Genomic DNA, 24,766 nt, shown 5'->3' with positions numbered 1-24,766 from the left:
GCTCTTCAGCCTACGATCTGTGCCGTGACCCAACCCGACTGCCTGTTCTGCCGGATCGTCGCCGGGGAGATCCCGGCGACCGTGGTCCGCGAGACCGAGACCACGCTGGCGTTCCGCGACATCGCGCCGAAGGCGCCCGTGCACGTGCTGGTGATCCCGAAGGAGCACTACGCCGACGTGGCGGCGCTCGGCGCGGGCGACCCGGCGCTGGCCGGGGAGGTGCTGGCCACGGTGGCCGACGTCGCCGCGGCCGAGGGCCTGGACGGCACCGGCTTCCGGGTCATCTTCAACACCGGCGCCTCGGTGGGGCAGACGGTCTTCCACGCCCACGCGCACGTGCTCGGCGGCGTGGAGATGGACGGGGACCTCACCGGGTAGTCTCGCCGCATGGCGAACGCGAACGGTGCTCTCGAGCGGCTGGTCCGGCAGGTGCAGGCGCAGGCCAGGGTGCCCGCGCTGAGTGTGGCGCTGCGGCGGGCCGATCGTCCGGTGTGGATGTTCCAGGTCGGCGCGTCGGGCAATCCGGACGCGCCGCTGGACGCGGCCACGCCGTTCCGGATCGGCTCGATCACCAAGACGTTCACCGCGGTGCTGGTGCTGCAGTGCCGCGACGCGGGCCTGCTCGACCTCGACGATCCGATCAGCACCCACGTCAAGGTGCCCGCCCACGGCGCGATGACGATCCGGCGGCTGCTGTCGCACACCGGCGGCCTGCAGCGCGAGCCGTTCGGCGACATCTGGGACACCCTGGCCCCGCCGGACCTGCCGGGCCTGCTCGACGACCTGGCCGGGGCCGAGGCGGTGCACCCGCCCTCGCGCCGGTTCCACTACTCCAACCTGGGCTTCGCGCTGCTCGGGCACGTGGCTGAGCAGCGGCTGGGCGGCCGCTGGTGGGAGCTGGTCGCCGAGCGTGTCTGCGGGCCGCTGGGCCTGTCGGCCACCACGTACGACGCACCCGCGCACGCGGCCGTGGGCTACCTGGTCGACGAGTACTCCGACCACGCGCGCCCCGAGCCTAACGTCGACGTGCGCGCGGCGGCGCCCGCGGCGCAGCTGTGGAGCACCGCCGCCGACATGGCCGCCTGGTCGGCGTTCCTGGCCGACCCGAAGTCGGCCGATCCGCAGGGCCGGGTGCTGGCCGCCGCGACGCTGGACGAGGCCCGCTGGCCGCTGACCCCCCGGCACGAGACCGTGTGGGGCTCGGGCATCGGCCTGGGCCTGATGCTGTGGCCGCAGCCGGGCCGCGCCATGCACGTGGGCCACAACGGCGCCATGCCCGGCTTCCTGGCCGCGACCAGCGGGCGCCACGGCGGGGCGGGCAACCCGGGCGGCATGTCCTGCGCCGTGCTGGCCTCCTCGGGCACCGCGTCGGAGATCCTGAACCTGCCGCACGAGCTGATGGCGGAGTCGCTGGCCCAGGACCCGGCCGACATCACCGCGTGGACGCCGGGCGAACCCGCGCCGGAGCAGCTGCGCTCGGTGCTGGGCCGCTGGTGGGGCGAGGGCTACGAGCACGTGTTCCGCTGGCGCGACGGGGCGCTGACCGCCGCCGGCGCCGACGACCCGGCCGACCTCGCGCCGAGCGTGTTCGCGCAGGTGCCGGGGCAGCCGGAGCTGCTGCGTACGGTGTCGGGCCGGGAGGTGGGGGAGCTGCTGCGGCTGACCCGCGACGAGCACGGCGAGGTGGTCCGGATGCACTGGGCGACCTACCGGTTCACCCGCCGCCAGGAGTCCTTCGACGGGGTCTGGGCCAGCCACCCCTGAGCGGGGCGGGCGTGCCGGGGCCGGTTAAGCACTGGCGGCTTGTGCGGCGGCGACTACGATGGGAGCAGCGGCGGCGGAAAGAGCCGCTGATGAGCGCAGAGAGCGGGTGGCTGGAGGCCTCACGGCCGGCTTATGAGCATTGCTTCCACTCCCAACGCGGTTCCGCACGCGGTGCAAACCAAGATCACCGTGCCTGACCCGAGTGTCATGGTCCAGCTGCTGGGCACCGGCGACCGCGTGCTCCGGCTCATCGAGAAAGCCCTTGCCAGCGACATCCACGTGCGGGGCAACGAAATCACCATCACCGGCCCCGCCGCCGAGAACGCGCTCGCCGAGCGCGTCTTCGGTGAGCTGCTGGAACTTATCGAGAAGGGCGAGACGCTGACCGAGGACGCCGTCCGACGCACCGTCGGCATGCTGACCGATGAGGGCAACACCGAGCGGCCCGCTGAGGTCCTTACTCTCAACATCCTCTCCCGGCGCGGGCGCACCATCCGCCCCAAGACCCTGGGCCAGAAGAAGTACGTGGACGCCATCGACGCGCACACGATCGTCTTCGGCATCGGGCCCGCCGGCACCGGCAAGACCTACCTGGCCATGGCCAAGGCGGTCCAGGCCCTGCAGGCCAAGCAGGTCACCCGGATCATCCTTACCCGGCCGGCGGTCGAGGCGGGCGAGCGGCTGGGCTTCCTGCCCGGCACGCTCAACGAGAAGATCGACCCGTACCTGCGCCCGCTCTATGACGCGCTGCACGACATGATGGACCCCGAGGCGATCCCGCGGCTGATGACGCAGGGCACGATCGAGGTGGCTCCGCTGGCGTACATGCGCGGCCGGACCCTCAACGACGCCTTCATCATCCTGGACGAGGCCCAGAACACCACGCCCGAGCAGATGAAGATGTTCCTGACCCGGCTCGGCTTCAACTCCAAGGTCGTGGTCACCGGAGACGTGACGCAGATCGACCTGCCCGGCGACCAGCGCAGCGGTCTGCGGGTGGTGCAGGAGATCCTCGACGGCCTCGATGACGTGCACTTCTCCCGGCTGTCCAGCTCGGACGTGGTGCGCCACCGCCTGGTCGGCGAGATCGTTGACGCCTACGCCAAGTGGGACGAGAGCCAGCAGCGTGAGACGCTGCCTGCGAACGTGCATCCCGTGCCGCGCCGCGGTGCGGGGCGCCGCCGCTGAACCGAGGGATGGAACGTGTCTATCGAGATCGCCAACGAGTCCGGGTATGACGTCGACGCCGACAACATCGTTGCCGTGGCCCGGCACGCGTTGGGCCAGATGGGTGTGAACCCGCTGGCGGAGCTGTCGGTGCTGCTGGTGGACTCGGACTACATGGCCGAGCTGAACCACCGCTGGATGGGCAAGGAAGGCCCGACCGACGTGCTCGCCTTCCCGATGGACGAGGACACGATCGACCACGGCCCGTCGGACTCCACCGGCGGGCAGCCGGCGCTGCTCGGCGACCTCGTGCTCTGCCCCGAGGTCGCCGCGGCGCAGGCCGCGCGCTACGGCAGTCCCGACCCGCGGATGCGGCGCGAGGACGCGCCGGAGCCGGCCCCCGCGGGCGGCCCGGCCGGCCTGCACGGCGACTACGGCACCGTCGACGAGCTGAGCATGCTCACCATCCACGGCGTGCTGCACCTGCTCGGCTACGACCATGCCGAGCCGGAGGAGGAGCGCGAGATGTTCGCACTGCAGGGCAAGCTGCTGGACAGCTGGCGGGCGCGCAGCGGGGCGAGCAGCAAGTGACCAGCCAGTTGGGCGGCCTGCCCGACATGCCCCTGCTGTGGTCGGCGGCGGGCCTGGTCGTGCTGGCCGGACTGTTCGCGATGACCGAGTCGGCGCTGGCCGTGGTGTCCCCGGCCCGCGCCGCCGAACTGGCCCGCGAGGGCGTGCGCGGCGCGGCCGCGCTGCAGGCGGTGGCGGCCGACGCGGTCCGCCACATCAACCTGCTCCTGCTGCTGCGCCTGCTGTCGGAGCTGACCGCCACCACGCTGGTGGCCCTGGTCGCGGTCGACACGTTCGGCCCCGGCTGGACCGCCGCCCTGGTGACCGCCGGGGCGATGACGCTGATCAGCTTCGTCGTCGTCGGGGTCACCCCGCGCACCATCGGGCGCCAGCATCCGTACGAGGTGGGCCGGTTCGCCGCGCCGGTGCTGCGCTGGCTGACCCGGGTGCTCGGCCCGCTGGCCAGCCTGCTGATCGTCATCGGCAACGCGGTCACCCCGGGCAAGGGCTTCCGCGAGGGCCCGTTCGCCACCACCCAGGTCGAGCTGCGTGAGCTGGTCGACCTGGCCGAGCAGCGGGGCGTGGTGGAGCACGGCGAGCGCGAGATGATCCATTCGGTGTTCGCGCTCGGCGACACCATCACCCGCGAGGTCATGGTGCCCCGCACCGAGATGGTGTGGGTCGAGGCGACCAAGTCGGTGGAGCAGTCGCTGGCGCTGGCGCTGCGCTCCGGCTTCTCCCGGGTGCCGGTGATCGGCGAGTCCGTCGACGACGTCCTGGGCGTCGTCTACCTCAAGGACCTGGCCCGGCACGCCCAGGAGGGCAGGGCCGACGAGCCGGTCGAGCAGTTGATGCGGGTCGCCTCCTTCGTCCCCGAGTTCAAGCCGGTCGACGACCTGCTCTCGGAGATGCAGGCCGCCCGTACCCACCTCGCCATCGTCATCGACGAGTACGGCGGCACCGCCGGCCTGATCACCATCGAGGACATCCTCGAGGAGATCGTCGGCGAGATCACCGACGAGTACGACGTGGAGCGCCCGCCGGTGGAGCGCCTGCCCGACGGCGCGGTCCGGGTCACCGGCCGCCTGCCGATCGAGGACCTGGGCGAGCTGTTCGACGTGGAGCTGCCCGCCGACGAGGTGGAGACCGTGGCCGGGCTGCTGGCGCAGGCTCTGGGCCGGGTGCCGATCCCGGGCGCGCGCGCCTCGGTGGGCGGGCTGACCCTGGTCGCGGAGGGCACCACGGGTCGGCGCAACCACATCGATACCGTACTGGTGACGCGGGAGGAGCCCGCGGACGACGCCGTACCCCACGAAAGGCACCTGGCCGATGTCTGAGCAGTCCGCCACCGCCGAGTTGTCGGCCGAGGACCGCAAGCTGCTGACCATGGCGCGCTCGGCGCGGGCCCGCATCAACGCGATCGAGGGCGCGGCCGTACGCGACGGCGACGGCCGCACCTACACCGGCGTCAGCGTGCGGCTACCCGCACTGTCGATCTCGGCGCTGCACCTGGCCGTCGCCTCGGCCGTCGCCGCGGGCGCGACCACCCTGGAAGCCGCCCTGGTGGTCACCGAGGCGTCCAAGGTCGACCCGGGCGACCTGGCCGCCGTCAGCGACGTCACCACCGGCATCCCGGTCTACCTGGCCACCCCCGACGGCACCATCGCCGCCACCGGCACCGCCTGACCCAGCCGAAAGGAAGGGGCCCTTCTTATCGGTATACGCGGTAGAAGGGCCCCTTCTTAACTCTGCCCAGCGCACTCACCGTCCACGGCACGGCGGGTTAACAAGGGGCCCTTCTACTACGGAAAGCGATAAGAAGGGGCCCTTCCTTGCGGTCTCAGCGCGGGAGGCTGGCGGCGTCGAGGACGATGGTCAGCCAGGCCGGCACCGGGTCGCCGGACTCGTCGGCCAGCGGCGGCCGTCCCAGCAGCCCGGCGGCCAGGTTGCGAGCCGGGGTCTGCCGCAGCGCCTCGCAGACGGCCAGGCAGGCGGCGGCGTCGTCGCGGCTGCGTCGGGCGTCGCCGAGCCGGCGGTGGGCGACCGAGCGGAACAGCAGCGCGATCCACTCGTTGTAGCGGTCGCCGTACTGGCGGCACAGGTCCAGGCCGGTGTCGGCGTGCCGGACGGTGTCGGCGTGGCGGCCCTGCGCCAGCAGCACCCCGGCCGGCTGCACCTCGGTGACCCCGGCGCTGAGCAGGTCCTGCTCGGCGTACTTGATCGCCAGTGTCTCGGTCAGGCAGCCCTGCGCCTCGGCGTACTCGCGCTGGGTCATGAAGTGGTAGGCGGCGTTGGCCAGCGCGTGCGCGGTGCTCTTGTCGTCGCCGACGGCCCGGCGCAGCGCGATCGCCTGCCGGTGGCAGTCGGCCGACCGGTCCGGCTCGCCCGACTCGGTGTACGTCGAGGCCAGGTAGGACGGCACCGCGGTCTCGTGCGCGGCGGCGACCAGCGTGTACCCGCCGGGACGGGTGGCGATCACCTCGGCCAGGCCGTGCCGGCGCAGCGCGCCGCGCAGGTGCGAGACCGCGACGTGGATCTGCGAGGCGGCGGTCGGGCCCGGCAAGCCGACGGGAAATGATCGAATAAGAAGCCGCCCGCAGACTCTCTACAGCGATCACGGAACACGGGGTCGGGCGACAGAAGAGACATCGTCGGGGGCTGTCGGCCGCAACGGTGATCGCACCGCCGAAGGGCGCCCGCCCAGCGCGGGCGCCCTCGACCGGTCACCGCGGCGCGATGTGCGCCTCGTGCCGATCCACCACGGTGCGTACGGTCCGCGCCGGGTCGGTGTCCCAGATCTCCTGGTTGAAGATCTCCACCTCGACGTGCCCGGTGTACCCGGCCGCCGCCACGGCCGCCGTGATCGGCGCGAACTCGATGTGCCCGGCACCGACGTGGCCCCGCCCCAGCAGCATGTCCGCGGGCAGCGGCACCACCCAGTCGCAGACCTGGTACGCCGAGATCCGCCCCGCCGCCCGCGCGATCTGCGCGAACAGCTGCGGGTCCCACCACACGTGGTACGTGTCGACCACCACGCCGACCTCGTCGGGCGCGAACGGCTCGGCCAGGTCCAGCGCCTGCCCGAGCGTGGAGACCACGGCCCGGTCGGCGCAGAACATCGGGTGCAGCGGCTCGATCGCCAGCCGCACCCCGCGCTCGCGGGCGTACGGCACCAGCGCCTCCAGCGCCCGCGCCACGTTCGCGCGGGCCAGCGGCAGGTCCTTGGACCCCTCGGCCAGCCCGCCGACGACCAGCACCAGCTCACCGGTGCCCAGTTCGGCCGCCTCGTCGACGGCGCGCCGGTTGTCGGCCAGCGACTCCGCCGAGCCGGAGGTGACGAAGCCGCCCCGGCACAGGCTGGTCACCGTCAGGCCGTACCCGTCGAGCAGCTTGCGGGCTGCCGCCGCCCCGCCCGCGGCCTCGACCACGTCGCGCCACGGGCCGATGCCGTCGATCCCGTTGTCGGCGCACAGCCGCGCCGCCTCGGCCAGGGTGGCGCGCTTGATCGTGGCGGTGTTCAGCGACAGCCTCACGCCGGACCCTCCAGGTAGGTCGCGAACCGGGCCGCGGCCAGGTCCGGGTCGGCCAGCACGCCCGCCTGCCCGGCGAGGGTGTACAGCTGCGTCAGGTGCTCGCGCGAGCGGGCCGTCTGGAGCCCGCCGACCATCCGGAACCGCTGCTGGTGGCCGTTGAGCCAGGCCAGGAAGACGATGCCGGTCTTGTAGTGGTAGGTCGGCGTGCTGAAGATGTGCCGGGCCAGCGGCACGGTCGGGTCCAGGATCGCCCGGAACCCGGCGGTGTCCCCGGCGTCCAGCCGGGCCAGGGCGCCGGCGGCGGGCACCGCGAGCGCGTCGAAGATGCCCAGCAGCGCGTCGGAGTGCCCGTGCTCGTCACCGGCGATGAGCTGCGGGTAGTTGAAGTCGTCACCGGTGTACAGGCGCACCCCGGCGGGCAGCGCGCGGCGGATGGCGATCTCGCGGTCGGCGTCCAGCAGCGACACCTTGATGCCGTCGATCTTCGAGGCGTTGGCGTGGATCAGCTCCAGCACGCCGGCCGTGGCGGCGTCCAAATCGGGCGAGCCCCAGTAGCCGGCCAGCGCCGGGTCGAACATGTCGCCCAGCCAGTGCAGGATCACCGGCCGCTCGGTCTGGGCCAGCAGCTTGCCGTACACGGCGTGGTAGTCGGCCGGGCCCTGCGCGGCCGCCGCCAGCGCCCGGGAGGCCATCAGGATCACCCGTGCCCCGGCCCCCTGCACGACCTCCAGCTGCTCGGCGTAGGCCGCCTCGATCGCGGCCAGGCTGTGCGGGCCGGGCGCGAGCTGGTCGGTGCCCGCGCCGCAGGCCAGCAGCCCGCCCACGGCGCGCGCCTGCTCGCCGCTGCGCCGGATCAGCTCCCGTGTCGCGGCCCAGTCCAGGCCCATGCCGCGCTGGGCGGTGTCCATCGCGTCGGCGACGCCCAGCCCCAGCGACCACAGGTGGTGCCGGAACGCCATGGTCGCGTCCCAGTCCACGACGGCGGGCCGCCCCGGTCCGTTGTCCGCGTCCGGATCGGCCACCACGTGCGCGGCCGCGTAGAAGATCCGCGAGCTCACAGGTCACCTACGGTGATCTTGCGACCCTCGCGAGCCGACTGCAGGCCCAGTTCTGCCAGCTGTACGCCGCGCGCGCCCGCGTAGAGGTCGTGGTGGTACGGCGCGTCGGCGACCACGTGCGCCAGGAACTCCTCCCACTGGCGCTTGAAGCCGTTGTCGTACACGTCGTTCTGCGGGACGGTCGTCCACTGGTCCCGGAAGTCGTGGCTGACCGGCAGGTCCGGGTTCCACACCGGCTTCGGGGTGGTGGTCCGGTGCTGCACCCGGCACTCGCGCAGGCCGGCCACGGCGCTGCCCTCGGTGCCGTCGACGTGGAAGGTGACCAGCTCGGTGCGGTCGACCCGGGTGGTCCACGAGCTGTTGACCGAGGCGATGATGCCGCCCTCCAGCTCCAGCACCGCGTACGCGGCGTCGTCGGCGGTGGCGGGGTAGGCGTCGCCCTGCTCGTCCCAGCGGGTCGGGATGTGCGTGGCGGCCTGGGCGTAGACCGAGCGCACCGGGGCGATCACGTGATCGAGCACGTAGCGCCAGTGCGGGAACATGTCCAGGATGATGCCGCCGCCGTCCTGCGACCGGTAGTTCCAGCTCGGACGCTGGGCGGCCTGCCAGTCGCCCTCGAACACCCAGTAGCCGAACTCGACGCGTACGGACAGGATGCGGCCGAAGAAGCCGGACTCGACCAGGCGGCGCAGCTTGAGCAGGCCGGGCAGGTACAGCTTGTCGGCGACCACGCCGTGCTTGATCCCGGCCGCCTTCGCCTCCTCCGCCAGGGCGACCGCCTCGGCCAGCGACTCGGCCGTCGGCTTCTCGGTGTAGACGTGCTTGCCGGCGGCGATCGCCTGGCGCAGCGCGGCGACCCGGGCGGTGGTCACCTGCGCGTCGAAGTAGATCTCGTTGCTGTCGTCGGCCAGCGCCTCGGCCAGGTCGGTGGTGTAGCGGGCCAGGCCGTGCTGCTCGGCGAGCTGCTCCAGCTTGGCGGCGTTGCGGCCGACGAGCACGGGCTCGGGCCAGACGACGGTGCCGTCGGGCAGGGTCAGGCCGCCCTGCTCGCGGATGGCCAGGATGGACCGCACCAGGTGCTGGCGGTAACCCATCCGTCCGGTGACACCGTTCATGACGATGCCGACTGATCTGCGGTCCATGGTGCGCTCCTCGGCGAGAGATCGGGGAGGGATCGGGGGTGAGGAGGGTGGAAAGCGCTTTCCGCCCGCGAGGCGGTACCCTACGCGCATGCCCAGAACCTCGTCAACCAGACCGCCCGGCGGCGCCGCCACGCTGCAGCAGGTCGCGACCGCCGCGGGCGTGTCGCTGGCCACCGCCTCCCGGGTCCTGCACGGCAGCGGTGGGCGCCGGGTCGCCGAGGAGCTGGCCGAGCGCGTCACCGCCGCCGCCGCCGAGCTGCGCTACGTCGCCCACGCGCCCGCGCAGTCGCTGGCCCGCTCGCGCAGCACCGTCGTCGGCGTGCTGGTGCACGACATCGCCGACCCGTACTTCGCGGCCATCGCGGCCGGGGCGATGCAGGTGGCCCGCGAGCACGACCTGATGGTGCTGGTCGCCAACACGTTCCGTGACCCCGCGCTGGAGCGCGACTACCTCGCCCGGCTGCGCGCGCAGCGGGCGCGGGCGATGCTGCTGGCCGGTTCGGCGTTCGCGGGCGAGCCGTTCGCCGAGGAGCTGGCCGGGTTCGCCGCCGCGGGCGGGCGGGTCGCCGCGATCGGCGCACGCGGCGAGGGCATCGACACCGTCGAGCCCGACCACGCCGGCGGCGGCCGCCTGGTGGCCGAGCACCTGACCGCACTGGGCCACCGCGAGATCGGCGTGATCACCGGCCCGGCGGGGCTGGCCACGGTGGCGCAGCGGCTGTCCGGATTCACCGAGGTCGTGGCGCGCCCGCACGTGGCCGGCTCGGACTTCACCCGCGAGGGCGGGCGCGCGGCCGCGCACGAGCTGCTGCGGGCCCACCCCGGGCTGACCGCCGTCTTCGCGCTCAACGACCTGATGGCGGCCGGGGCGCTGGCCGCCCTGCGCGAGGCCGGGCGGTCGGTGCCGGGCGAGGTGTCCGTGGTCGGCTTCGACGACCTGCCGGTCGCGACCGACCTCACCCCGGGCCTGACCACGGTGCGGCTCGACCTCACCGGGATCGGCGCCCAGGCGATGCGGCTGCTGCTCGACGACGAGCCCGGCGGCCGCACCCGCCCCGCCCCTGCCGAGCTGGTCATCCGGGCGAGTACCGGTCCCGCCCGGCCCTGACCCCGGCGGCGCGTCGGCTTGGACCGGTTACGGTACGTGCGAATAGTAACTCTGTGTAGTCAGTCAAATGCACTGACGTCATCGGAGGTACTCATGCGACGTCTCCACCAGTCACTCGCCCGGCCCAGGCACCGGCTCGTCGCCGCCGCGGGGGCGGCGACGCTGACCCTGGTACTGTCCATCCTGGCCACCGCGGGCCTCGGCGAGCGCCCGACCGGCAGCTGGGCCAACGCGGCCGCACGCGCGGCCGAGACGATCCAGATCAACCCGGGCAACGTGCCCACCACCGCCGCCGCCTTCAACCCCGACGGCCACATCTGCGGCTCCGACTTCGGCGGCGGTCCGCTGCCCGGGATGGACATCTGGGTGTTCAACCTGCCGGGCAACCACGGCACCACCGGCGACTTCACCGAGCTCGCGCTGACCTTCGCCGTGCCGGGCGACGGCACCGCCCAGGTGCGCATCCCGACCGACGGCGGCGAGATCGTGCTGATCGGTACCAGCAAGGCGTGGATCGCCGTCCCGGCCGGCTGGACGCTGACCGGGGCGTCGGCCGACATCACCGGTGACGCCGACTTCTTCGTCCTCACCCACACCTGCCCGGCGGCCGGAACCTCACCCTCGCCCTCACCCTCGCCGTCGCCGTCGCCGTCGCCGTCGCCGTCGCCGTCGCCGTCGCCGTCGCCGTCGCCGTCGGCGTCGGCGTCGCCGTCCGGTGATCCGTCGCCCTCGGCGTCGGTGTCGCCGTCGCCCTACGGGACGTTCCGGCCGCGGCCGCTGGTCGAGGCCGGGCGCGCCGCGGCGTTCTGGCTGTGGCTGCACCGGGTGCTGTTCTAGGCGAGATCGCGAATCGTGGACGCTGGGTGCGGCCAGGGCAGCATCGGGCGTCCACGATTTCGGATCATCACCCGGCGGTGATCGTGGCCAGGTCGGTGTTCGCGCCGCAGAGGACCACCACGACGCGCTCGCCGCGCGCCGGGACGTAGCCGCCCGCGTCCAGCGCCGCCAGCGCGGCCGCGGTGCCGTGCTCGACCGCGAGCCGGTGGTCGTGCCAGAGCCGGGCACGGGTGGCGACGATCGACTCGTCGGAGACCAGCACACTGCGCACCCCGTGCGCCACGGCGAGGTCGTACGCGATCGAGCCGATGCGGCGGGCGCCCAGCGAGTCGGCCGCCACGCCGGAGACCGCGATGTCGACCGGTCCGCCCGCGGCCAGGGCCGTGTGCAGCGTCGGGATCGTCTCCGGCTCGACCGCGACGACCCCGGCCCGGCCGGCCAGCCCGGCGGTGATCCCGGCCATCAGCCCGCCGCCGCCGACCGAGACGAGCACGGTGTCGAAGCCGTCGAGCTGGTCGAGCAGCTCCAGGGCGAGCGTGCCCTGCCCGGCCACGACGTCCTCCTGGTCGTACGCGTGGCAGAACAGGGCACCCGACTGCTCCGCCCGGACCACGGCCGCGGCGTAGGCCTCGGCGTACTCCCGGCCGACCGGGACGACCTCGGCCCCGAGCTGCCGCAGCCTGGCCACCTTGGCTGCCGGTGCGGTCTCCGGTACGAAGATCTCGGCGGTGAAGCCGAGCCGGTGCGCGGCGTGGGCGACCGCGATCCCGGCGTTGCCGCCCGACGCCGCGATCACTCCCGCGCCCGGCTCGACGGCGCCCAGCTCGACCGCCCGCAGGATCCGGTTGAACGCCCCGCGTGCCTTGAACGAGCCGGTGTGCTGGGTGAACTCCAGCTTGAACACCGGGTCCCCGCCACCCGCCGCGAGCACCGGCGTGGTGCGTACGTACGGCGCGATGCGCCGAGCGGCGGTGACCACGTCGTCGAGCTCGATCATGCTGCCCCGTCCTGACCGTCCGATCCTGCGACGGCCCAGCCTAGACCCGCCCCGGCCACCGGCCCGCTCAGTCCGCGCGGTACGGGAACAGCCCGATCCGGGCGTGGTACTCGTGGCCCAGTTCGTCGGTGTCGGAGCCGACCAGCAGCCCGCGCGGCGACACCGCGAACGCGCGCACCCCCTCGCCCCGGCTGCGGGTCGGGTTCCACGGCAGCGCCATCCCGGTCGCCGGGTCGAGCGCGGCGATGCCGGGCCGCTCCACCGCGCCGGGTCCGGCGGTCTTCTGCCCGTACGTGTTGTCCTGCCAGACCTGGTGGCCGCCGACGTAGACGGCGGGGCCGGTGACGGCGACGGCGTACAGCGAGTGGCCGCCGGTGTGGTTGACCCAGGTGGGGGCGTGCTCACCGGGGCCGGTCGCCTCGAACCGGGCCGCGGCGGTGCAGGGCAGGTCGGGTCCGGAGTCGTGGCCGGTGGTGACCACCACGAACCAGCTGCCGTCGGGGGAGTAGTCCACGCCCCGGACGTAGCTGTCGAACCGCTCATCGCAGCGGATGCCGTAGAACGGCGTGGTCCAGTCGGTCACCGTCGCCTCGGGGCCGGTCACGTCGAGCATGACCAGCTGCGGGCGGGGCAGGCCGCGCGCGGTGTTGAAGTTGCCGATGGCGACCAGCCGGGTGCCGTCGGGCGACAGCGCCATCGCCTCGGTCCGCGGCGCCGTGCGCACCGGATCGGACAGCTCGGCGTCGAAACCGGCGTCGACGGCGTCGGCGGCCAGGTCCAGGCGGGCCAGTCCGTTGCGGCGGAAGCCGCCGATCCAGTCGTACCAGCCGCCGACGTACAGCTGGGTGCCGGACACGGCCAGGGCCCGCACGTCGCCGTCGACCCCGGTACGCAGGGTGGGGGTGACCTCGCCGGTGGCCAGGTCGACGCTGGCCAGCGAGCGCCGGCGGTGCCCGTTGACCTCGGTGAAGTTGCCGCCGATCAGGAGGTTGCCGTTCGGGGCCGCGGCCAGGGCGAAGACCGGGCCGTTCAGCTGTACCCGCAGGTCGGTGACCTGGCCGTCGGACAGCCGGAACGCCATCAGGTTGCGGCGCGACAGCACGGCCCGGCTGTGCGCCTGCGTGGTGGCGCCGAAGTCGCCGCCGACCACCACGGTGTCGCCGAGCACGGCCACGGCCCAGACCCGGCCGTCGGTGATGTGCGGGGTCCAGTTGACCGGGTCGTCGGTGACGGTGTCCGCCATCGCGGGTGCCTGCCGGACCGGCGAGGTGGTCGGCGGGTCGGCTGCTGCCGGTGCGGCCTGTGCTGCTCCCGCGGGCAGCAGCAGGGACAGCACGGTCGAAAAAGTGAGGAACGTACGCATGACTTCATGTTCACCCGGAACATGAAGTTTCAGCATGAAAACCGACGAACAACCGCGAAACGTTTTCGCAGCTCAGCGTGGTCAAGACCGCTCAAGTTGCCCGGCAATCGGGCGTATCTCGACCGGTCATACCCCCGATTGCCCGGCAGGTCGGACGATCAGACCTGGCGGATGAGATCGGGGCGGAGGAGTTTGCTGGCGAGGGCCGGCTCGGCGGTCAGCAGCGGGGTGTGGGTCACCGCGGCGAGCAGGCACGCGTGCGCCATGCCCAGCGTGCCCAGGAAGCGGGCCAGCCCGCCGACGGCCTGGGCGTCCCCGGCGGGCAGCGGTGCCACGGTGACCTGGCGCAGCGTACGGAACACGTCCAGCAGCGACTCGTCGGCGGCGTCCACGGCCCAGTACGCCTCGCTCAGGCACAGCGCCGGGACCAGCACCTGGTAGCCCGCGTCGTCGAGCGCGACGAGCTGCGCGGCGAACGCCATGTCGTCACCGGCCAGGTAGCGCCGGATCGCGCTGGCGTCGACGATCCGCGCGACCGGCCTCACGCGACGTCCGCGCCGTACGCGGCCAGCAGCGGGGCGTAGTGCGCCCGCTGCTCGGCGACCCAGGCCGGGTCCGCGTGCAGCGCCCGCTCCTCCTCGAACTCCGCCCGCACCTCGGCCAGCACGTCGGCCGGGATCTCGGGCAGCCCGAGGCGCCGCCGAACCTCCACATAGCTCTGCTCGCGCGCGTCCATGGCTCCGAGGCTAGCGCGGCCGGTCAGCTCCAGGCGAGGCCCGTGAGCCGTTCGTACGCCTCGATGTAGCGGGCCCGGGTGACCGCCACGACGTCCTCGGGCAGCTCGGGTCCGGGCTCCTGCTTGTTCCAGCCCAGGCTGACCGCCCAGTCGCGCAGGGGCTGCTTGTCGAAGCTGGGCTGCACCCGGCCCGGGGCGTAGCCGTCGGCGGGCCAGAACCGCGACGAGTCCGGGGTCAGCACCTCGTCGCCCAGGGTCAGCACGCCGTCGGCGTCCCAGCCCAGCTCGATCTTCGTGTCGGCGAGGATGATGCCGCGCTCGGCGGCCAGGTCGCGGCCGCGCTGGTACACGGCGAGCGTGATGTCGCGGACCCGGGCCGCGTCCTCGGCCCCGATCTTCGCCTCGACCTCCGCGTACGACATGTGCTCGTCGTGCTCGCCAACAGGCGCCTTGGTCGTCGGCGTGAAGATCGCCGGCTCGATGCGGGACGCCTCGGTCAGGCCGGGCGGCAGGGCCACCCCGGAGACCGTGCCGTCGACCTGGTAGCTGGCCAGGCCCGAGCCGGTCAGGTAGCCGCGGGCGATGCACTCGACCGGCACCATGCGCAGCCGCTTGCAGCGGATCGCGCGCCCGGCGAACTCGGCCGGCACGTCGACCGCCGACACCACGTGGTGCGGGACCAGGTCGGCGAGCTGCTCGAACCACCACAGCGAGAGCTGGGTGAGGATGGCGCCCTTGTCCGGGATCGGCGTCGGCAGGATCACATCGAAGATCGACATCCGGTCCGAGGCGACGAGGATGATGTCCTCCCCGTCGGCGTACACGTCCCGGACCTTGCCCGAGTGCAGCAGCTCCACGGTGGTCACCGTACCGGACCGGATTTTCCGGCCGGGCGGCGGAGCCGGGAGGCGTTGCGATTATCGCGAGGCGTCGCTAGTTTCATGTCCATGGATGAAGGCGTGATCGACCGGGTCCGTGCGGTCATCACCCGGGTGTCGCCCAGCCAGGCCGCTTTCAGTGAACTGGTCGGCATCAGCCCGGACAAGCTGTCCAAATCGCTCACCGCGGTCCGCCGTTTCACCTCGCTGGAGCTGGCACTGATCGCCGACGCGGGCGACGTCAGCGTGGACTGGCTGCTCACCGGCCGCGTCCGCGAACCCGTCGCCGCCGCCGCGGCCGAACCGCCGCCCGGCGACGCGGTGCGCGCCCTGCTCGACCGCTACGCCGCCGCCTACGACACCCTGCGCCGCCTGGGTCGGCGCGAGCGCCCGCCCGCGCTGGCCGTGCCCCCGGCGCTCACCGCGCTGCCGCCGCTGCCGCCCGGCCTGCAGGGCCGCGAGCTGGCCGGGCCCGCCGTCGCGGCCGTCCGCGCCACCGGCGCCGGCGGCGTCGGCTGCCTGGACACCGGCGAGCTCGCCGACGCCATCGAGCGGGCGTACGCGGTGGACGTCGCGTTCGGGCCGCTGCCCGGCGGAGCCGACGCGGTGGCCTGGCACGCCGGGCCGGGACGGCTGCTGCTGTGCGGCAGCACCAGCCAGTGGTCGCGGCAGCGGTTCGCCCTCGCGCACGCCCTGGGCCACCTGCTGGCCGGGGACGCCGAGCAGCCGCTGGTGGACCACCGGGTCGCGCCGGGCCGCCAGCGCGCGGCGGTGGAGGCGCGGGCCGACGGGTTCGCCTCGGCCTTTCTGATGCCGTACGACGAGATCCACGCCCACCTCGACGGCGGCCCGGTGACCGGCGAGTCGTTCGCCGCCCTGGTCTCGGGCCTGCGCGTGTCACCCGGGGCGATGGCCGCCCGGCTGCGCGCCCTGGGCCTGCTCGACGCGGCGGCCGCCGACGACCTCGGCCGCTGGACCGCCGCCCGCTGCCACGCCACGCCCCGCCGCCGCGCTGCCCTGGTCTCCCGCCTGGCCGCCGCCCGCACCCCCCGCCTGCCCGCGCGCCTGGTCGCCGACCTCTTCGCCGCGTACGCCGACGGCGCCGCCACCCTGGTCCCGCTCGCCGGCCTGCTCGGCATCGAAGTCGACGAACTGTTCGCGGCACTGGTCGCCGAACCCGACGGCGGCCCGCCGCCCGGCCACCACGCCTGCGGAGAGGAGCCCGCCTTCCTGCCGTAGGCGGGGGAGGTAGCGTACGTGCGTGGCGGAAAACTCATACCGTGCCGGTTTTGCCTGCTTCGTCGGACGACCGAACGCCGGCAAGTCGACACTCACCAATGCGATCGTGGGCCAGAAGATCGCGATCACCTCCAACAAGCCCCAGACCACCCGGCACGTCATCCGCGCGGTGCTGCACCGCCCCGAGGCGCAGCTGGTCCTGGTGGACACCCCCGGACTGCACCGCCCGCGCACCCTGCTCGGCGAGCGGCTGAACGACCTCGTGCGCGCGACCTGGAGCGAGGTCGACGTGATCGGCCTGTGCATCCCGGCCAACGAGCCGGTCGGCAAGGGCGACACCTTCATCGCCAGCGAGATCGCCGGGCTCAAGGCCACCGTCGTCGCGGTGGTCACCAAGACTGATCTGGTCAGCAAGGACGCGCTGGCCGAGCAGCTGCTCGCGGTCGACGCGCTGGGCGCGTTCGCCGCCGTGGTCCCGGTCAGCGCCGTCGGCGGCGACAACCTCGACCGGCTGGTCGACGTCATGATCGGATACCTGCCGCAGTCGCCGCAGCTGTACCCGGACAGCATGCTCACCGACGAACCCGAGCACGTGCTGATCGCCGAGATGGTCCGCGAAGCGGCCCTGGAGGGCGTACGCGACGAGCTGCCGCACTCCATCGCGGTGCTGGTCGAGGAGATCATCCCGGGCGAGAACAACCTGACCAAGGTGTACGCCCACGTCTACGTCGAGCGGCAGAGCCAGAAGGCCATCATGATCGGCGCCAAGGGCTCCCGGCTCAAGGAGGTCGGCATGAAGGCCCGCGCAGAGATCGAGGAGCTGCTCGGCACCCGGGTCTACCTCGACCTGCACGTACGCGTGGCCAAGGACTGGCAGCGCGACCCGCGCCAGCTGCGCCGCCTGGGCTTTTAGGCAGGTGACCGGGGGCGTCGGCCCCGGCGCGTAGATTGGCGGGCATGCCGGGCATGCGCCGACCCCTCTACCGCGACGACGCCCTCGTGCTGCGCGTGCAGAAGCTGGGCGAGGCCGACCGCATCGTCACCCTGCTCACCCGCCAGCACGGCCGGGTCCGCGCCGTGGCCAAGGGCGTACGCCGCACCACCTCGCGCTTCGGCGCGCGCCTCGAACCGTTCAGCCACATCGACGTCCAGTGCAGCGAGGGCACCTCGCTGGACAGCGTCACCCAGGTCGAGGCGCGGGACATGCTCGGGCGGCGGTTCCTGACCGACTACCCGCGCTACACCGCGGCCAGCGCGATCGTCGAGCTGGCCGAGCGGCTCACCCCGGTCGAGCGCGAGCCCGCCATGCGGCTCTACCAGCTCACCCTCGGCGCGCTGCGGGCGCTGGCCGACGCCGAGCGCCCCGGCACGCTGGTGCTCGACGCGTACCTGCTGCGGGCCATGTCCCAGGCGGGCTGGGCCCCGGCGCTGCGCGACTGCGCGGTGTGCGGCGAGCCGGGGCCGCACCGGGCCTTCTCCGTACCCTCCGGTGGGGTCACCTGCCTCAACTGCCGCCCACCCGGCGCCGCCCACCCGGACCCGGCCACCCTCGACCTGATGTCCGCCCTGCTCGTCGGCGACTGGGCCGCGGCGCAGGACACCGAAGCGGCGGTGCAGCGCGAATGTGCCGGTTTCGTGGCGGCGCACTTGCAGTGGCACCTGGAGCGGCAGCTACGCTCTCTGCCGTTGGTCGATCGCCGGGAACCGGCCTAGCTCTAGCACCTGGGGGAAGTGCACCTTGCTGCGCACGCGACGCGAACCCAAGCCGCCCACGCCGCACCCGAGCGGGGCCACCCCGCCCAGGCTGCCCGCCGGGGCGCTGCCCAAGCACATCGCGATCGTGATGGACGGCAACGGACGCTGGGCCAAGGAGCGCGGACTGGCGCGCACCGCCGGGCACGAGCGCGGCGAGTTCTCCCTGTTCGACACCATCGAGGGCGCGCTCGAGATCGGCGTGCCGTACCTGTCGGCGTACGCGTTCTCGACCGAGAACTGGAAGCGCTCGCCCGAGGAGGTGCGCTTCCTGATGGGCTTCAACCGCGACGTCATCCGCCGCCGCCGCGACCAGCTCAACGACCTCGGCGTACGCATCGTGTGGTCCGGCCGCCGCGGGCGCCTGTGGAAGAGCGTCATCGACGAGCTGGAGACCGCCGAGCAGCTCAGCCGGGCCAACACCAAGCTGACGCTGCAATTCTGCGTCAACTACGGCGGCCAGGCCGAGATCGCCGACGCGGCCGCGGCCATCGCCCGCGACGTCGCGGCCGGGCGCCTCAAGCCCGACAAGGTCAACGAGAAGACGTTCGCGCGGTACCTCTACCACCCCGAGGTCCCCGAGGTGGACCTGTTCCTGCGCCCCTCCGGCGAGCAGCGGACCAGCAACTACCTCATCTGGCAGTCCGCGTACGCCGAGCACGTCTACCTCGACACCCTGTGGCCCGACTTCGACCGCCGCCACCTCTGGTACGCCTGCGAGCTCTACGCCCAGCGCGACCGCCGCTTCGGCGGCGCCCTCCCCAACCCAGTAGCACCCCCCGCCCCCTGACCCCCGTCTCCCGCCCCGCGCCCCTCCAGGCGAGTTGATCATGAACTTATGGGCGTGTTCGGCGGTGTGTCCCCACCCTGGCGCCGTGATCACCTCGGGCTCGGGGCGCTGACGCGGCGGTGATCCGTGCACCTTCGGGGAAAGCGCTGGAATCGTGGCGCGCTTTCGTGCACTTTCCCCGAAACTGCACGTCCGCGTGCTCGGCTGGTGGCGCGGCGCTCGTCGATCAAGGCCCTCGGGTGGTGGTGGGTGCCGGTGGTGCAGGTGCTGCCGGTAGGTGCTGGCGGGTGTCGGCGGGGCGACGGCAAGATCGGTGGGGCGGCGGCAAGATCGCTGTCGGTGGCTGGAACGTGCGTCCCGGCTGAAACGTGTGCAGGAAACTGGCCGCAGAGCGCGATCTTCGATGCCGAATCCGTGCTTGATCACTGCCTACGGTCACAGGGTGGCCTTGACGTGCACATTACGACCGCAGACAGTGACCACCGAGACACCGCCGCCCGCCCAGTTCCCAACCGACCGCGCAGGGCCCACCCCCGCGCAGAGCCCGACCTCCGGACAGCGCCCACTCCCCGCGCTGAGCCGACCCGTCCGGCACAGCGCCCGTCCGGCACAGCGCCCACTCGCCCGGCGCAACACCCACCCGCCCGGCACAACACCCACTCGCCCGGCGCAACACCCACCCGCCCGGCGCAGCACCTACTGGCCCCGACAGCGCCCGTCCGGACGGCGGCTGCTCGGACGGCGGCCGTTCGGGCGGTGGCCGAACGGGGTGGGGATCAGCGGTGGGCGAGGTACTGGATCGCTGCCGCCAGGACCGCTCCGGCGAGGATGAGCAGCCAGTCGGCGGCCCGCCAGGGTATGGGTCGGGCCAGTCCGCGCGGTATGCCGGAGTCGAACCCGCGCGCGTCCATCGCCACCGCCAGCCGGGTGCCGCGCCGGATCGCGCCCACCAGCAGCCCGAACGCGGTGCCCGCGAACACCTTGACCCACCGGACCGGGTTGCCGCCCGCGTCCAGCCCGCGTGCCCGCCGTGCCATGGCGATGGTGCGCCACTCCTCTCCCAGTAGCCCGACCAGCCGGAATGCGGCCAGCGCCCCGATCGCGAACCGGGCCGACACCCGCGTGTGCTGGATGAGCGAGTCGGCGAGGTCGGTCGGGTCGGTGGTGCTGAAGACGAGGATGCTGGGCAGGGCGATGACGAGCAGCCGCAGCGCCAGCGTCGCCGCGTTGTACAGCACGGTGGTGGTCACCAGGAACGGCCCGAAGTGCAGCAGCACCGTGCCGGAGCGGTCCGCGGCGAACAGGGTGAGTGACAGCACCACGGTCGCGGCGGCGAACAGCGCGGGCAGGCCGCGCCGCAGCAGCCCCCACGGCGTGATCCCGAACAGCGGCGCGGCGAGCAGCGTCACCGCCAGCGCGAAGGCGAGCGCGGCCAGGTCGCGGGTGAACAGCGCCGCCGTGGTGAACAGCGCGAGTGCGGCGATCTTGGCTACGGGGGTACGCCGTGCCAGCGGTGCCCAGCGCCCAGCGCCCGGCCCAGCGCCCGACCCGTCGGTCGGCCAGACGGTCACGGCGCACCCCCGGTGTCGGCAGACGGCCTGATGCCCGAGCCGGCATCGAAAGAGCCGGTGCCGGTGAAGCCGCTGATGCCCGAGCGGCCGTCGGAAGAGCCGCTGATGCCCGAGCCGCCGTCGGAGGAGCGGCCGTCAGAGGAGCCGCTGACGGACGGGTCGGCGTCGGACGGGGAGCAGGGTAGGGAGACGGCGCGGTCGGCGAGGGAGGTGACGACGTCGGGGTCGTGGGTGACGGTGATGACGCCGTGGCCGCTGTCGCGCAGCCCGGCGAGCATGTCGACCAGTTCCAGCCAGGTACGGCGGTCCTGGCCGAACGTCGGCTCGTCGAGGATCAGCAGCTCGGGCCGGGCCGCGAGCGCGGTCGCCACCGACAGTCGCCGCGCTTCGCCGCCGGACAGGGTGAACGGGTTCGCCCCGGCGAGGTGGCTCAGCCGCAGCCGTTCCAGCAGTTCGTCGCGGCGGGCCGGGGCGGTGCCGCCGAGGGCGAGTTCGTCGCGGACGGTGGCGGTGACGAACTGGTGCTCGGGGTTCTGGAACACCGAGCCGATCCGGGCCGCCAGCGCGGGCGCCCGCCAGCGGTGCGGGGGGCCGTACCGGGTGCGGACTTCGCCGGCGGCGGGTTTGAGCAGGCCGCCGAGGGCCAGGGCGAGGGTGGACTTGCCGCTGCCGTTGGGGCCGGTGATCGCCAGCACCTCGCCGGCTCGGGCGGCCACGTCGGGCAGGGCCAGGTCGCGTACGCGCAGGTCGTGACCGGACACGAGCACGTCGCCGGGTGGGGTGGCGGCGTGCAGGCGCGGTGCGGGATGGCCGGGCACCCACACCCCGGTCGCGGCGAGGTCGTCGCCGAGCGGTCCGCGCAGCAGCTCCGGGGGTACGTCGGCGCGCACGCCGCCGCCCGGTTCCAGCACCACCACCCGGGTGACCAGGTCCAGCACCTCGGCGATGCGGTGCTCGACGAGTACGACGGCGGTGTCGGCGGGCACGGCCCCGCGCAGCACCCGGCGCACCCGCTCGGCGCCGGCGGGGTCGAGGTTGGCGGTCGGCTCGTCGAGCAGCAGCAGGCCGGGCCGGGCCGCGAGCGCCCCGGCGAGCACCAGCCGCTGCTGCTCGCCGCCGGAGAGGGCACTGGTGGACCGGGACCGGTCCGGTCCGAACCCGACCTGGGCCAGCACCTCGTCGACGCGGGGCCAGATGCGGTCGGCGGGCCAGCCGAGGTTCTCCAGCCCGAACGCGACCTCGTCCCCGGCGCGGGACATGACCAGCTGCGACTGCGGGTCCTGGAACACGATGCCGACGTGCTCGGCGTCCACCCGCAGCTCGCCCTCGGCCTCGCCGGAGTCGGCGGGCAGCAGCCCGGCCAGCGCGTGCAGCAGCGTGGACTTGCCCGCCCCGGAGGGGCCGAGCAGCAGCACCCGCTCGCCGGGGGCGATGCGCAGGTCGAGCCCGCGCACCGCCCAGGCGCGCCGTCCGGCGTGGCGCCAGCCGTACCCGCTGAGCCGGATCACCGCGTCAGACCAGGTCGCGGACGCGGCCCGACGGGAAGCGGTCGAGCACTCCGGTGCCGGCCAGCGCCTTGGTCAGCAGTACGCTGCCGAATCCGGCGATGACGACGGTGCTGGCGATGACGATCGCGACGTAGCTGAGCTTCCAGTCGGTGCTCCACTCGGGGTAGTAGTAGTACAGGTCGAGCCCGGCGGCGGTGGCGCCGGACAGGACGGAGGCGACCAGCGCCTGGGGCAGGCCCCAGCGGCGGTAGCCGAAGGCGGCGTAGCCGAGCTCGCCCGCGAGGCCCTCGGCCAGGCCGTACCAGATGGTGCTGATGCCCCAGACGCTGCCGAGCAGCGCCGAGATGGTCGCGGCGACGAGTTCGGTGTAGATGCCCGCGCCCGCCTTGCGGATGATCAGCGGGGCGAGGACGGCGGGCAGCAGCCATACGCCGTAGATGGCGGCGGCGGCGGGCGGGAAGAAGCCGCTGAAGGCGGCCGCGGCGGGGCCGTTCCAGAGCAGGCCCCAGGCCCAGAAGATGACGCCGAAGGCGGCGGCGAGCACGGACGCGACGACGATGTCGACGGTGCGCCAGCGGTAGTGGGACATCAGATGTGGCTCCTTGTTCGTGAGGGGACGAACGAGGAGAAGGCGCACGCCGTACGTCCGCTATGCCCCGATTACGAGTATGGCGGGCGGACCGGCGTGGCGGTGAGGTGTTGACCGAACTCCCTGCGCTGGCATTACCCAGATCAGGTTCGAGGGTCTGCGGCCTGTATGCCGCACTCTCAGCGCTGTGCGCTCCCCTGTCGTTTGAAAACTGTGTACCCGCTGTACATGCGGTGCTTGTGTCGGACAGGCTAGCACCGAACACGCTGCGGGTAACCTGTGCCGGTCGGCACATCCCGTCGAGGTGAGGACCCCCGTGACCGCTGTCGATCAGGTGCGCGGCACTGACAGCCATACCCCCGTGACCGCCCCGCCGAAACGGCGCCGCATCGGCTCCGTCGAGGTGCTGGCGGCGGTGCTGATCGCGCTGCTGCTGTTCCGGCAGCCGCTGGCCTCGGTGCTGTCCACGCCCCGGCTGCAGACCTGGACCACCGTGTTCGTATCGGTGATGGTGCAGGCCACGCCGTTCCTGGTGTTCGGCGTCGCGCTGTCGGCGGTGATCGCGGTCTTCGTGCCCCGCTCGTTCTGGGCCAAGGCGCTGCCCAAGCATCCGGCGCTGGCCGTACCGGTCGCCAGCTGCGCCGGGGTGATCCTGCCCGGCTGCGAGTGCGGCTCGGTCCCGATCGCCGGATCGCTGATCCGCCGCGGCGTCACCCCCGCCGCCGCGCTCGCCTTCCTGCTCGCCGCGCCCGCGATCAACCCGATCGTGCTCACCGCCACCGCGGTCGCGTTCCCGAACAACCCGGAGATGGTCGTCGCCCGGGGCGTGGCCAGTGTCATCGTGGCGATGCTGATGGGCTGGCTGTGGCTGCGCCTGGGCAAGGCCGAGTGGATCCGGCTGCCGCACCGGCCCGAACTGGACGACCTGTCGCGCTGGCGCGCCTTCTGGGCCGCCTGCCGCCACGACATCGTGCACGCGGGCGGCTTCCTGGTGCTCGGCGCGATGGCCGCCGCCACCATCAACGTGCTCGTACCCGAGTCGGTGCTGCAGCGCGTCGCCGACCAGCCGGTGCTCGCGGTGATAGCCCTGGCCGGCCTGGCCGTGCTGCTGTCGATCTGCTCCGAGGCCGACGCGTTCGTGGCCGCCTCGCTGAGCCAGTTCTCGCTCACCGCGCGGCTGGCGTTCCTGGTCGTCGGCCCGATGGTCGACCTGAAGCTCATCTCCATGCAGGCCGGGGTGTTCGGGCGCCGCTTCGCGCTCCGGTTCGCCCCGGCCACCTTCGTCACCGCGGTCGTGGTCGCGGCCGGGATCGGGTGGGTGCTGCTGTGAACCGCCAGGCGCAGGGCGTGGTGATGCTGCTGCTGGGCGGCGCCATCCTCAAGGCCAGCCTCACCGACATGTACCTGCGCTACGTCAAGGCGGGGCTCCAGCCGTTCCTGATCGGCGCCGGGCTGCTGCTGGTCCTGGCCGCGATCATGACCATCTGGTACGACCTGAGGCACGGCGCCACCGTCGACACCGAATGCGCCGACGACCACGACCACGCCGGGCACTCCGGCGGCGGCCACGGCCACCGGGAGCCCCGGATCGGCTGGCTGCTCATCGCACCCGTGCTCGGACTGCTGCTGGTGGCACCCCCGGCCCTCGGCTCGTACGCGGCGGGCCAGGCCGGCACCGCCCTGTCCGCGCAGCAGACCACCGACTTCCCACCGCTGCCCGACGGCGACCCGGTCCAGCTCAGCGTCCTGGACTACGCCACCCGGGCGATCTTCGACAGCGGCGCCTCGCTGGGGGAGCGCACGGTGCAGCTGACGGGCTTCATCTCGCTCGGGCCCGACGGGCAGCCGCTGCTCACCCGCATGATCCTGTCCTGCTGCGCGGCCGACGCGCGGCCGATCAAGGTCGCGCTGACCGGCAGCGCCCCGGAGGGGGTCGCCCCGGACACGTGGCTGGAGGTGACGGGGACGTACAGCACCCAGACCCTGGCCGACCCGGTCAACGGCGAGGACATCCCCTTCCTCAACGTGGCCACCTGGCGCCCGGTCCCCGCCCCGAAGGAGCAGTACGAATAGCGCTTCCGCGCCCCTCGCCGCCCCTGCCCCGCCCCACCCCGCCCCAACCCGCCTTCCATTGACGCTGGCCTATCCAGAGGACGATTTTCCA

General features: G+C 73.2%; 26 protein-coding genes and 1 riboswitch. Of the genes, 14 read left to right on the top strand and 12 right to left on the bottom strand.

All coding sequences use genetic code 11. From position 1 onward, the window contains the following. Window positions 1-24 precede the first annotated feature (24 nt). The 6 genes from QEZ54_RS31945 (at window position 25) to QEZ54_RS31920 (ending at window position 5,187) form a co-directional block, all read left to right on the top strand. Window positions 25-378 (top strand): histidine triad nucleotide-binding protein, encoded by a 354-nt coding sequence (locus QEZ54_RS31945; RefSeq protein ID WP_281308480.1) that lies wholly within the window; start codon window positions 25-27, stop codon window positions 376-378. 9 nt (window positions 379-387) lie between these two features. Beyond that, window positions 388-1,764: a serine hydrolase domain-containing protein gene (locus QEZ54_RS31940; RefSeq protein WP_281308479.1), complete on the top strand. Its 1,377-nt coding sequence runs from the start codon at window positions 388-390 to the stop codon at window positions 1,762-1,764. 132 nt (window positions 1,765-1,896) lie between these two features. Continuing rightward, window positions 1,897-2,952, top strand: a complete 1,056-nt coding sequence (locus QEZ54_RS31935) for a PhoH family protein (RefSeq protein ID WP_281308478.1) — start codon at window positions 1,897-1,899, stop codon at window positions 2,950-2,952. A gap of 15 nt (window positions 2,953-2,967) precedes the next feature. After that, a complete protein-coding gene (gene ybeY, locus QEZ54_RS31930) occupies window positions 2,968-3,522 on the top strand; it encodes an rRNA maturation RNase YbeY (RefSeq protein ID WP_281308477.1) in 555 nt (184 codons plus the stop codon). A gap of 26 nt (window positions 3,523-3,548) precedes the next feature. After that, complete coding sequence (locus QEZ54_RS31925; RefSeq protein ID WP_348650596.1) at window positions 3,549-4,838, top strand: hemolysin family protein; 1,290 nt, start codon at window positions 3,549-3,551, stop codon at window positions 4,836-4,838. Beyond that, window positions 4,831-5,187 carry a cytidine deaminase gene (locus QEZ54_RS31920; protein ID WP_281308476.1) on the top strand — a complete coding sequence of 119 codons (357 nt, stop codon included), beginning with the start codon at window positions 4,831-4,833 and terminating at the stop codon, window positions 5,185-5,187. Before QEZ54_RS31925 ends, QEZ54_RS31920 begins: the two co-directional genes overlap by 8 nt. 154 nt (window positions 5,188-5,341) lie before the next feature. Here QEZ54_RS31920 and QEZ54_RS31915 read toward each other — a convergent pair whose 3' ends face one another. The 4 genes from QEZ54_RS31915 to QEZ54_RS31900 all read right to left on the bottom strand — a co-directional run bounded on the left by QEZ54_RS31915 (window position 5,342) and on the right by QEZ54_RS31900 (window position 9,234). Then, the gene (locus QEZ54_RS31915) at window positions 5,342-6,064 is read right to left on the bottom strand and encodes a hypothetical protein (protein ID WP_281308475.1); all 723 of its coding nucleotides are present in this window, start codon (window positions 6,062-6,064) and stop codon (window positions 5,342-5,344) included. A 160-nt stretch (window positions 6,065-6,224) separates the two neighbouring features. Next, complete coding sequence (locus QEZ54_RS31910) at window positions 6,225-7,034, bottom strand: sugar phosphate isomerase/epimerase (protein ID WP_281308474.1); 810 nt, start codon at window positions 7,032-7,034, stop codon at window positions 6,225-6,227. Beyond that, complete coding sequence (locus QEZ54_RS31905; RefSeq protein WP_281308473.1) at window positions 7,031-8,092, bottom strand: dihydrodipicolinate synthase family protein; 1,062 nt, start codon at window positions 8,090-8,092, stop codon at window positions 7,031-7,033. The genes QEZ54_RS31910 and QEZ54_RS31905 overlap by 4 nt, the downstream gene beginning before the upstream one ends. After that, window positions 8,089-9,234 carry a Gfo/Idh/MocA family oxidoreductase gene (locus QEZ54_RS31900; RefSeq protein ID WP_281308472.1) on the bottom strand — a complete coding sequence of 382 codons (1,146 nt, stop codon included), beginning with the start codon at window positions 9,232-9,234 and terminating at the stop codon, window positions 8,089-8,091. The genes QEZ54_RS31905 and QEZ54_RS31900 overlap by 4 nt, the downstream gene beginning before the upstream one ends. Before the next feature lie 88 nt (window positions 9,235-9,322). On the opposite strand from QEZ54_RS31900, the gene QEZ54_RS31895 reads away from it, so the two are divergent. Next, on the top strand, window positions 9,323-10,342 hold the full coding sequence (locus tag QEZ54_RS31895) for a LacI family DNA-binding transcriptional regulator (RefSeq protein ID WP_281308471.1): 1,020 nt from the start codon (window positions 9,323-9,325) through the stop codon (window positions 10,340-10,342). A gap of 93 nt (window positions 10,343-10,435) precedes the next feature. After that, entirely contained in the window at window positions 10,436-11,179 is a 744-nt protein-coding gene (locus tag QEZ54_RS31890) for a hypothetical protein (protein WP_281308470.1), read from the top strand. A 67-nt stretch (window positions 11,180-11,246) separates the two neighbouring features. Here QEZ54_RS31890 and QEZ54_RS31885 read toward each other — a convergent pair whose 3' ends face one another. From QEZ54_RS31885 to QEZ54_RS31865, 5 genes are all read right to left on the bottom strand, one after another. Further along, complete coding sequence (locus QEZ54_RS31885) at window positions 11,247-12,176, bottom strand: threonine/serine dehydratase (RefSeq protein WP_281308469.1); 930 nt, start codon at window positions 12,174-12,176, stop codon at window positions 11,247-11,249. 67 nt (window positions 12,177-12,243) lie between these two features. Further along, on the bottom strand, window positions 12,244-13,539 hold the full coding sequence (locus tag QEZ54_RS31880; RefSeq protein ID WP_281308468.1) for a PKD domain containing protein: 1,296 nt from the start codon (window positions 13,537-13,539) through the stop codon (window positions 12,244-12,246). 158 nt (window positions 13,540-13,697) lie between these two features. Continuing rightward, window positions 13,698-14,084, bottom strand: coding sequence for a hypothetical protein (locus tag QEZ54_RS31875; RefSeq protein WP_281308467.1), 387 nt, complete (start codon window positions 14,082-14,084; stop codon window positions 13,698-13,700). Then, window positions 14,081-14,275 carry a hypothetical protein gene (locus tag QEZ54_RS31870; protein ID WP_281308466.1) on the bottom strand — a complete coding sequence of 65 codons (195 nt, stop codon included), beginning with the start codon at window positions 14,273-14,275 and terminating at the stop codon, window positions 14,081-14,083. The genes QEZ54_RS31875 and QEZ54_RS31870 overlap by 4 nt, the downstream gene beginning before the upstream one ends. 23 nt (window positions 14,276-14,298) lie before the next feature. Further along, the gene (locus tag QEZ54_RS31865; protein WP_281308465.1) at window positions 14,299-15,132 is read right to left on the bottom strand and encodes a phosphoribosylaminoimidazolesuccinocarboxamide synthase; all 834 of its coding nucleotides are present in this window, start codon (window positions 15,130-15,132) and stop codon (window positions 14,299-14,301) included. Window positions 15,133-15,222: 90 nt separating this feature from the next. On the opposite strand from QEZ54_RS31865, the gene QEZ54_RS31860 reads away from it, so the two are divergent. Genes QEZ54_RS31860 through QEZ54_RS31845 form a run of 4 tightly spaced genes read left to right on the top strand, consistent with a single transcriptional unit; the run spans window position 15,223 to window position 18,934 of the window. Further along, window positions 15,223-16,392 (top strand): XRE family transcriptional regulator, encoded by a 1,170-nt coding sequence (locus QEZ54_RS31860; RefSeq protein WP_281308464.1) that lies wholly within the window; start codon window positions 15,223-15,225, stop codon window positions 16,390-16,392. 22 nt (window positions 16,393-16,414) lie between these two features. Continuing rightward, a complete protein-coding gene (gene era / locus QEZ54_RS31855; RefSeq protein ID WP_281308463.1) occupies window positions 16,415-17,305 on the top strand; it encodes a GTPase Era in 891 nt (296 codons plus the stop codon). A gap of 44 nt (window positions 17,306-17,349) precedes the next feature. After that, on the top strand, window positions 17,350-18,105 hold the full coding sequence (gene recO / locus QEZ54_RS31850; protein WP_281308462.1) for a DNA repair protein RecO: 756 nt from the start codon (window positions 17,350-17,352) through the stop codon (window positions 18,103-18,105). 25 nt (window positions 18,106-18,130) lie between these two features. After that, the gene (locus QEZ54_RS31845) at window positions 18,131-18,934 is read left to right on the top strand and encodes an isoprenyl transferase (RefSeq protein ID WP_281308461.1); all 804 of its coding nucleotides are present in this window, start codon (window positions 18,131-18,133) and stop codon (window positions 18,932-18,934) included. A gap of 776 nt (window positions 18,935-19,710) precedes the next feature. Here the strand turns inward: QEZ54_RS31845 and QEZ54_RS31840 are convergent. From QEZ54_RS31840 to QEZ54_RS31830, 3 genes are read right to left on the bottom strand one after another with little or no spacing between them, the layout of a single operon-like run. After that, entirely contained in the window at window positions 19,711-20,505 is a 795-nt protein-coding gene (locus QEZ54_RS31840) for an energy-coupling factor transporter transmembrane component T (RefSeq protein WP_281308460.1), read from the bottom strand. Continuing rightward, window positions 20,502-22,013, bottom strand: coding sequence for an ATP-binding cassette domain-containing protein (locus QEZ54_RS31835; RefSeq protein ID WP_281308459.1), 1,512 nt, complete (start codon window positions 22,011-22,013; stop codon window positions 20,502-20,504). The genes QEZ54_RS31840 and QEZ54_RS31835 overlap by 4 nt, the downstream gene beginning before the upstream one ends. Before the next feature lie 4 nt (window positions 22,014-22,017). Then, window positions 22,018-22,602, bottom strand: coding sequence for an ECF transporter S component (locus tag QEZ54_RS31830; RefSeq protein WP_281308458.1), 585 nt, complete (start codon window positions 22,600-22,602; stop codon window positions 22,018-22,020). A gap of 102 nt (window positions 22,603-22,704) precedes the next feature. Beyond that, window positions 22,705-22,811: riboswitch (TPP riboswitch) on the bottom strand. Between the two features lie 125 nt (window positions 22,812-22,936). Here QEZ54_RS31830 and QEZ54_RS31825 point away from each other — a divergent pair. Together QEZ54_RS31825 and QEZ54_RS31820 are read left to right on the top strand one after the other, a co-directional pair. After that, window positions 22,937-23,932, top strand: a complete 996-nt coding sequence (locus QEZ54_RS31825; protein WP_281308528.1) for a permease — start codon at window positions 22,937-22,939, stop codon at window positions 23,930-23,932. After that, a complete protein-coding gene (locus QEZ54_RS31820) occupies window positions 23,929-24,675 on the top strand; it encodes a TIGR03943 family protein (protein WP_281308457.1) in 747 nt (248 codons plus the stop codon). Before QEZ54_RS31825 ends, QEZ54_RS31820 begins: the two co-directional genes overlap by 4 nt. The last annotated feature ends 91 nt before the right edge of the window (window positions 24,676-24,766 follow it).

The sequence above is a fragment of the Catellatospora sp. KI3 genome, assembly GCF_029948125.1.
Classification (GTDB): Bacteria; Actinomycetota; Actinomycetes; order Mycobacteriales; family Micromonosporaceae; genus Catellatospora.
This window is presented reverse-complemented; position numbering and strand designations above follow the sequence as displayed.